The organism is Paraburkholderia sp. BR14320 (assembly GCF_040948665.1).
Lineage (GTDB): Bacteria > Pseudomonadota > Gammaproteobacteria > Burkholderiales > Burkholderiaceae > Paraburkholderia > Paraburkholderia youngii.
On sequence record NZ_JBFPKG010000393.1, the window covers coordinates 1 to 248 of the forward strand.

1 protein-coding gene is annotated in these 248 nt (G+C 57.7%); it reads left to right on the forward strand.

The window, feature by feature from the left end:
- The coding region (locus AB3X89_RS40780) for an ATP-binding protein (RefSeq protein ID WP_368588120.1) at positions 1 to 248 on the forward strand (248 nt) is incomplete at both ends.

Below are 248 nucleotides of genomic sequence, written 5' to 3' on the forward strand. Positions count from 1 at the left end.
AAAAACTCACGCTGGCCGAGTTCGACTGGTCGTTCAATCCGAAAATCCCGCGTCAGGCCTGCTTCCAACTCAACGCGCTGAAGTTCATCGCCGCGGGCGAGAACGGGCTGATCATCGGCAAACCTGGCACCGGGAAGTCACACGTTGCCAAAGCCGTCGCATACCAGGCAATCCTCCAGGGTCACAAGGTGCAGTATCTCGAAACTGACGACTTCTTTAACCGCTACGCGCTCAGCGCACCCGAACAG